This window comes from Chamaesiphon sp. VAR_48_metabat_403 (genome assembly GCF_031422475.1).
Classification (GTDB): Bacteria; Cyanobacteriota; Cyanobacteriia; order Cyanobacteriales; family Chamaesiphonaceae; genus Chamaesiphon.
Map to the genome: position 1 here is coordinate 1 of NZ_JANPLS010000384.1, position 6,949 is coordinate 6,949.

At 43.6% G+C, this 6,949-nt stretch carries 12 protein-coding genes; 4 read left to right on the forward strand and 8 right to left on the reverse strand.

Translation table 11 applies throughout. From position 1 onward, the window contains the following. The 4 genes from RMO79_RS18260 to RMO79_RS18275 all read right to left on the reverse strand — a co-directional run. A partial coding sequence (locus RMO79_RS18260) for a dynamin family protein (protein ID WP_310484669.1) occupies positions 1 to 827 on the reverse strand: 827 nt, incomplete at its 3' end. Positions 828 to 1,078: 251 nt separating this feature from the next. Then, positions 1,079 to 1,378 carry a hypothetical protein gene (locus tag RMO79_RS18265; protein ID WP_310484670.1) on the reverse strand — a complete coding sequence of 100 codons (300 nt, stop codon included), beginning with the start codon at positions 1,376 to 1,378 and terminating at the stop codon, positions 1,079 to 1,081. A gap of 18 nt (positions 1,379 to 1,396) precedes the next feature. Next, the gene (locus RMO79_RS18270; protein WP_310484671.1) at positions 1,397 to 1,678 is read right to left on the reverse strand and encodes a hypothetical protein; all 282 of its coding nucleotides are present in this window, start codon (positions 1,676 to 1,678) and stop codon (positions 1,397 to 1,399) included. Positions 1,679 to 2,014: 336 nt separating this feature from the next. Next, positions 2,015 to 2,341: a helix-turn-helix domain-containing protein gene (locus tag RMO79_RS18275; RefSeq protein WP_310484672.1), complete on the reverse strand. Its 327-nt coding sequence runs from the start codon at positions 2,339 to 2,341 to the stop codon at positions 2,015 to 2,017. A gap of 115 nt (positions 2,342 to 2,456) precedes the next feature. Here RMO79_RS18275 and RMO79_RS18280 point away from each other — a divergent pair, with 115 nt between their 5' ends. Genes RMO79_RS18280 through RMO79_RS18290 form a run of 3 tightly spaced genes read left to right on the forward strand, consistent with a single transcriptional unit; the run spans position 2,457 to position 3,510 of the window. Continuing rightward, on the forward strand, positions 2,457 to 2,612 hold the full coding sequence (locus RMO79_RS18280; protein ID WP_310484673.1) for a hypothetical protein: 156 nt from the start codon (positions 2,457 to 2,459) through the stop codon (positions 2,610 to 2,612). Positions 2,613 to 2,630: 18 nt separating this feature from the next. Then, entirely contained in the window at positions 2,631 to 2,885 is a 255-nt protein-coding gene (locus RMO79_RS18285) for a hypothetical protein (protein WP_310484674.1), read from the forward strand. A 49-nt stretch (positions 2,886 to 2,934) separates the two neighbouring features. Continuing rightward, positions 2,935 to 3,510, forward strand: coding sequence for a Uma2 family endonuclease (locus RMO79_RS18290; protein ID WP_310484675.1), 576 nt, complete (start codon positions 2,935 to 2,937; stop codon positions 3,508 to 3,510). Here the strand turns inward: RMO79_RS18290 and RMO79_RS18295 are convergent. From RMO79_RS18295 to RMO79_RS18305, 3 genes are all read right to left on the reverse strand, one after another. Continuing rightward, positions 3,497 to 4,105 carry a shikimate kinase gene (locus RMO79_RS18295; protein ID WP_396136632.1) on the reverse strand — a complete coding sequence of 203 codons (609 nt, stop codon included), beginning with the start codon at positions 4,103 to 4,105 and terminating at the stop codon, positions 3,497 to 3,499. The genes RMO79_RS18290 and RMO79_RS18295 overlap by 14 nt on opposite strands. A 38-nt stretch (positions 4,106 to 4,143) precedes the next feature. Then, a complete protein-coding gene (locus RMO79_RS18300) occupies positions 4,144 to 4,326 on the reverse strand; it encodes an NAD(P)H dehydrogenase subunit NdhS (RefSeq protein WP_295618914.1) in 183 nt (60 codons plus the stop codon). 130 nt (positions 4,327 to 4,456) lie between these two features. Then, a complete protein-coding gene (locus tag RMO79_RS18305; protein ID WP_310484676.1) occupies positions 4,457 to 5,164 on the reverse strand; it encodes a Crp/Fnr family transcriptional regulator in 708 nt (235 codons plus the stop codon). A 116-nt stretch (positions 5,165 to 5,280) separates the two neighbouring features. On the opposite strand from RMO79_RS18305, the gene RMO79_RS18310 reads away from it, so the two are divergent. After that, the gene (locus RMO79_RS18310) at positions 5,281 to 6,219 is read left to right on the forward strand and encodes a hypothetical protein (protein WP_310484677.1); all 939 of its coding nucleotides are present in this window, start codon (positions 5,281 to 5,283) and stop codon (positions 6,217 to 6,219) included. 111 nt (positions 6,220 to 6,330) lie between these two features. Here the strand turns inward: RMO79_RS18310 and RMO79_RS18315 are convergent, their stop codons facing one another. After that, positions 6,331 to 6,933 (reverse strand): DUF3177 family protein, encoded by a 603-nt coding sequence (locus RMO79_RS18315; RefSeq protein ID WP_310484679.1) that lies wholly within the window; start codon positions 6,931 to 6,933, stop codon positions 6,331 to 6,333. Between the last annotated feature and the right edge of the window lie 16 nt (positions 6,934 to 6,949).

A 6,949-nucleotide genomic window follows, 5' to 3' on the forward strand; every position in this document is an offset into this window, starting at 1 on the left:
ACGGCGCAATATTCAGCTAAGTTAGCTTTAAATACCCGATTTAATTTGCCTTCGGCTTCAGCTAGTTCGGTGGCATCATCAGGATCGATTAGCGATTCTTTGACTCGATCCCAAGCATTAATTAAAAAGAATACGCTCAAACCGCGATCTTTAATGTAGTTTTCTAGATAGCGACGTTCGCCTAAGGTACATGGTTGCGAAGCACTGAGGACGAATAATACCGCATGACAATTATTGAGATATCCCAGCGACAATTCATTCCGCGCTTCGGTATCGTTCAAACCGGGACTATCGATAATTTCAATCCCTTTCGATAGTAACTCTAGTGGATATTCCACAACGGCATAGTCCACATCGGGGAAAGCAGGTTTGTTGCTCTCTTCTAATTTCTTCGCTTCCGCCGGATCGATCGTGTACTTAGTTTTAAACGCGCCAAAATCGATCGACTCAGGCGGCTTACCATCTTTAAAATGTACGGTAACTTTTTTCTGCTCTCCATAGCGCAACACCGTCAACAATGCCGTGCAGGGATTGACATCGCTGGGTAAGATATTCTCGCCGATTAAGGCATTTAGAAACGTACTTTTGCCCCGTTTCATATCGCCCAACACCATCAGCCGAAAGACACCCTGCTGGAGATTGGTACTAGCTTTAGTCAGATCTGCCAAATCGCGATCGAATCCCATTTCGCCAGATCCGGTTTGTGCGGCTAGCTCTGACTTCTGGAGATTGGCTACCATCCGGCGGAGGCTCCCAGCCACTTCTTGGCGCACTCTCGCGACGCGATCTAAATCTTCGAGAAAACGATTGGTTTTGACAGTAGACATTATCATAGTTTCAAGTCGATCGGTAAATGAGCGTCAATCCAGCAATGGCGATACATATATAAATACAGCCCCAGCCTAGCAGAACCCGGAAACTTTGGCAGTCAGGAGCGAATCTTTTTAAAAACCACGAGCTACTCGATGGTTGTTAAGATCTCAAACTAAATTTACCTATAATTGTCAGGATCGATCGCCAATCTAGCCAAGCTAAATATCGAGTGTCAACAGTGAATCTACGGAAGATCGTTTATCGTTCACTCTTTACTGCGAGCTTCATATTTGTATTCAATTATTTCTATTGATGATTTTAATTCTTCACTTTCCTTTATACTATTAATTAGATCGCCACCTGTGTTCTCCCAAATACATATCAGACCTAATAAAGAAAGAAAATTCCAAGCGATGAATTTTTTATCATCTTTTGTGGCACTATAGAAGGTTAGAGAATTATCGTCTGCAAGATCGTCTTCTAATATTTCCACAGTATAACCCTTCTGCAAAATGATATACAAAGATGGATACCAAGTATTGCCAGCATCTGCGATCGAAACCATATATTATTCACGTTTAATTTATTCGTTAACGTCTTCGCCATACATTTTATCTTTGACTAACGATGTATAAGCAGCTTCTTTAGCATCTAATCGCCAGCTTGTTTTTCTTGTTTCACCTAATTCTATCAATCCCAGCAGGGATATAAAGCTATCTGCGAAAAATGTATTTTCGGAATTTTCAGCAGTATAGTATGAGATTTCATTACCTTCTTCGTCCATATATTTAGTTACTACATAGCCCTTTCGATGTGCTACGAGTAATGCTAGATTCTCATTTTCAGGCGTTTCTTCAAAAGTCATATTAGTTTATCAATTTTATACTATATAGCAATCCTAGATGATTCATGAGAATCTTACTCTTCTCTCTGCGCCCTTTGCGCCTCTGCGGTTAAAATAACACCAAGTTCGCATCTCACAAATGATCTAGGACTGCTATAGTAATCCTAAATGAAAAGCTATCCAATCTTTGTCTTTCTCTGCGCTCTCTGCGCCTCTGCGGTTCATAATCATCAATTCACGATCGCTAGTAAATTTGGAAATAATCTAAATTTGTTATGATACTGCCAAATTAATATTTTTTAACCGCAGAGACGCAGAGGACGCAGAGATTGGAAAAGAAAGATACTAAAGTCTCATTTATGGGACTATTCGATCGCCATACCAGCGAGAAGCAAGATCGCAGAGATGGTAAAGTGGCGCGGATAATTCTTTACCTCGATCGGTTAACTCGTAGGTAACTTGTGGGGGAGTAGTCGGTTTATAATCTCGATGAACGATCCCGATTTCTTCGAGCATTTGTAATCTTTCAGTCAAAACTTTAGTTGAAATTCCATCGATCTTCCGCCGCAACTCGCCAAAACGCAATTTTCCCTTTGTATCTAAAAGCCATAAAATATAGACCGTCCATTTACCTGAGATTCGATCGAGTAGTTGTTCGAGGGGAATGGAGTCAGGCTCTTTCATGGATGGGAATAGGCGATCGCGAGTAATCTGGTTACAAAAAAGTAACTACTTTACTTTAATAATTAATCGGTTTAATGTCTAGCTACATATCGATCGCCTATTGGGAGTAATAAAAATGAGAGGTCAAGTTTGGTATATTACGGTACCGCTGGGATTGATGTGCCTGATTCGGTTTAGTCTAAGTGCTTTTGGCTATGCCGATCCGCATTGGTTGATGGAAGAGATCGGGCTTTCTGTATCTGCTAATCCCCAAATGCCTTATGCAATTTGAGCTTGGGCGATTAGAGATGTGGTGCTGGCTGTGTTGGTGGTATTGGCAAGTAAACAGCAGGTGAATTTATTACTACTTGGTTGTGTGGCGATCGATTTTACAGATATTATTTCTGCTTATTTAAGCGGCGTAGCGGGGTTATTTGGTACCGCAGATGGTTGGTTGTTGAAGCTGACTTCGACTGCTATTGCCGCATTATTTTTAGAGCTGGTGGCGTTATTATTAATCGCAATGGGCGCAACATCGCCAGTGGAAAGTCCAAAAAATAATTAGAAAATGTTACGATCGCTCTGTGTCGTACATAAACGATAGGTTTTAGCTGATGATTGCCCTAAAAGAAGATTTTCCTCGGTTCACACCAGCCGAATATCTGGCGTGGGAAGAACGACAAGAGTTTCGCCATGAGTTTGTCGATGGTGAAGTTTATGCCATGACTGGCGGTACCATCAACCACAGTAAAATTGCTGTAAACCTTGCCATCATGCTGGGAACCCATCTTCGAGGTAGTGGGTGTCAGGTACTCAATGGGGATGCTAAAGTGCAGACGATCGAGTCGAATTCTTACTGTTACCCCGATCTTAGCGTGACTTGCGATGCCAGAGATCGCGGCGCGGATCAGTTTATCAGTCATCCTTGTTTAATTATCGAAGTTTTATCGCCCAGTACCGAGGCTTACGACCGGGGTGATAAATTTAGACTGTATCGAAGATCGATCGATCTTCAGGAATATGTTTTCGTCAGTACGACGGCAATGTGTTTAGATCTTTACCAACGAAACGAGCGCGGTGGGTGGGAATTGATTTCCTATGGCTCTGGGGATGTGGTAGAACTCAGGAGTATTAATTTAACATTCCCAATCGAACTTGTGTACGAAGATATCGTATTTACTCTGGGATAGCCACTGGTGTTTTTAAGACTGTGGGAATGGCTGCTAAGATCCGATCGACAATTTCTTCAGGCGTGAGATTGTGAGTAAAGGGAATATGAATGTCGGCTTCGGCGTACTTGTCGCGCCGCTCGGTGAGAATGCGGTCTAATTTGGGTTGAAGCTCTTCCGGGGTGGCTAGAATAGGGCGCGTGGTGTCATCCTGAAGACGTTCGACGAGGAGATCTAGCGATGGATCGAGCCAGATTACCAGCCCTTGATGTAAATGATTCCAGTTTTCGCGATCGATAACAATCCCACCACCTGTAGCGAAGACTAGGCGGGTATAAGCAGAGACTTCGGCTAATATTTGAGTTTCGATGCGGCGGAATTCGGCTTCGCCAGCAGTTTGAAAAATTTCGGTAATAATTTTACCGACTAATTCAGATTCGTCGAGATCGGGATCTTCAAAACTATAGCCCAAATCTTGAGCACAAGCTCTGGCGATCGTGGTGTCGGTATCGAGAAAACTATAGCCTAAATTTGTGGCGAGTAATGGGCCGACGGTACTTTTACCAGAACCCATCATCCCGACGAGATAAACACTCAATCCTTGTAAGTTAAACACGATCGTTATGAAATTGTCTTTAGTTAACCAATCTACAGTTATTTTTGGGTGAGATCTACGAGTTCGAGTTCGGCGAGGCGAAAAGTGACAATTTTATCCCAATTACCACCTTCAAAGATGACTGCGGCTTTCCCATCGGTGACTCGTTGGACGAATCCTTGGAAACCGTAGTAGATATCATTAATATTTTTGACACGAATCGTAGAACCGGGCAAAATCATGGGGCGATCGCACTTATAACTAAAGAGTATTAGATCCTTAGTTTAGCCTAAACAGTTAGGCAGCGATCGCCCCAATGATGCGATTAGTTTGGTGGTGCTGGTAGAAGATCGACCCGTACATGCTGTTGCTTTACTCTGGTTGGGATGGAGTTAGCAAGCAGATCAGGTTATCTTCTTTAATATGAATCGCTTTGCGGTCTTCGCGCAATTCTTTCATCAGTCGGGTGACTGTAACGCGAGTAGTACCGATCGCACTAGCAATTTGGGCGTGAGTAAGGGGAAAGGGCAAAAAGTAGCCTTCCTTACAGGGTTCGCCAAATTCTTCGATCAGCAGTGTGAGATAGCCCAATAACCGTTCGATCGTGTGGCGTTGTCCGAGGGTATTTAACCATAGTAGTTTCCGTTGGTGTTGATAGCGGAATGAGTCTAAAATCTCCCGCCGAAAACTGGGGAAGTTTTCGAGATCGTGCCAGTACATCCAGAAAATTGAAGTGTTATCTGTATGGGCAAACGCTTGGAGCGTAAATGGAGATCGATCGACTATTTCAAATGGTTGCCCAGCACCGACAAAACCAAGAAAGGTTTCGTCGCCGCTTTGAAGTTGGAACTCCAATGGGGTACTATTTTGATGTGGGTAGGATGGCGGTTCTGTCTCCGCCGTCCCATTCAGCCGGATTGTGCCCCGCTGAACTAGATATAGTAATCCCGCACGAGTCGGGATTTGAGCATCTTTAGAAAACGTTCGATACCGATAGTGTTCTTGCGCCCAATCTAGGAGTCGGTGCCACGTTGAGAACGAACGAGTATTGTTTTTAGGTGGGGTAGATGATGAATGCATAACAAACCAGCAGAACGGCACATGATTTTCAATGATTCTACATGTATTTTGATGTAGTGAATCATTTTTATTTTAGTCTGGAATGTACTACGTAATTTTGCAATCGGGATGTGACTATGAAGATTTTTCCTCTGTCAGACCCGATTTTACTGCATTTGGCACCTACAATGGCGGGAAAAATTGCCGACTATTTGCAGGTGATGACTCAGCAAGTTTACGGACGATCGCTAAATAATTATGACAATTCAGCTACTGACATGACGCAAGATTTAACTTGGCATGGGCAGTGTCAACGATCGATTAAGCTAGCGACAACATCACCATACCAGTATGTCAGCACGATCGCACACCGATTGGCAGCAAAATCTTTATTTACACCATTAGAAATTTGTCAACAGCTTAAACCACTAATTTTAGTGGTAGATAATAGACTACACAAAGAGCTAGATTTTTGCTGTTGGCATAACGCAGCAGGCTACATTTATTTTCAACCTACCGCCGGATCGATCGCCAGATGGCTAAATTATATTCACGATTTACCTTTGCCTGCGGGCGATTTAACCGATCGATCTTCTCCCGTTAATATCGCGATTTACGCCCACGCGCGCTGTTGCTCCACGCTCGAATTAGCCGCGATCGAGAAATTAGTAACAATTAGCGCAACTTGGCAAATTATCGCCCCAGAATGGTCGATCGATTTATCTCGACAATTGGATTCAAACTGCGGGGAAAATCCGCTTGCAGCAGGTTCGGTCGGTATTTTTGAGCATCCAGCCCAAGATCGACTGATTCACGTCTTAATGAAGGTGCTAGATGCCATCTACGGACAATTTTCTAGCCTGGAAGCTTTACCAACGCCAAATTGGACGAAATTAACGATCGAACTCGCCGAAAGTTGGCTAGAATTTTATCGTTACTGTCGAATTTTTGGCGATATTAAAAGTCAAAACCCACGTCTAGCCATTGCCAGATGTGGGTTAACCGCGATTGCTCGTCGCTATTTACAGTTACTGATGGAAAATTATCTAGGCATAAATGCCGCGAGTGAGTTGTAGTAGCGGGGAGCGGGGAGCGGGGAGCGGGGAGACTGGATAAATTTTAATCCAAAATCCTCTCACACCTCCCACACCTCCCACACCTCCACACTCCCCACGCTCCCAGCTCTCTTACTCATCCCCCACCATTGCCGATCGACCTTGTTTGCCGAGCCGGACGACTAAGAAGTAAATTAGATATAGGCTGTAGATAATTAATCCCAAGATGCCGAGCATACTGAGAAACTCTGGCTTGGAATTGGCATGGAAAAATTGGTAGTACAGCCAAGATGGTTGGAACCACGATTGACAATAAGCGGTGGTGGTACCGCTAACAGCACACGATAGAAAGGGAATGACCGCGATCGCGCTCAGGATACAATAAATACTAGTCGCCCACCGCCAAGCCAAGAAGCCTAATTTGAGAGGACGCTCTGGTAAATCGTTAATTTCTTCGTTAATATCTGCCCAAAACCACAGTGAGATCGGAATTAATGCTTGCCCGACAAATCCAGCAATAAAACTCAGCGGTGACGAGCCGATTTGGAGATACACGGCGATCGCGAGTAAACTAGCGACCCGCCAATAGATAATTAATAGAGTCTGGATGACGATAGTTTTTTGAGCGAATGCCCACAATAATAGAATCAGGGGCATTAGCACTGTAAAGATTACCGCCAATCGGAAATCCATCCAGATTAACGGTTGAAACCATAATTCAGCTTGATTAGACATTCGATCGATCTCAAAA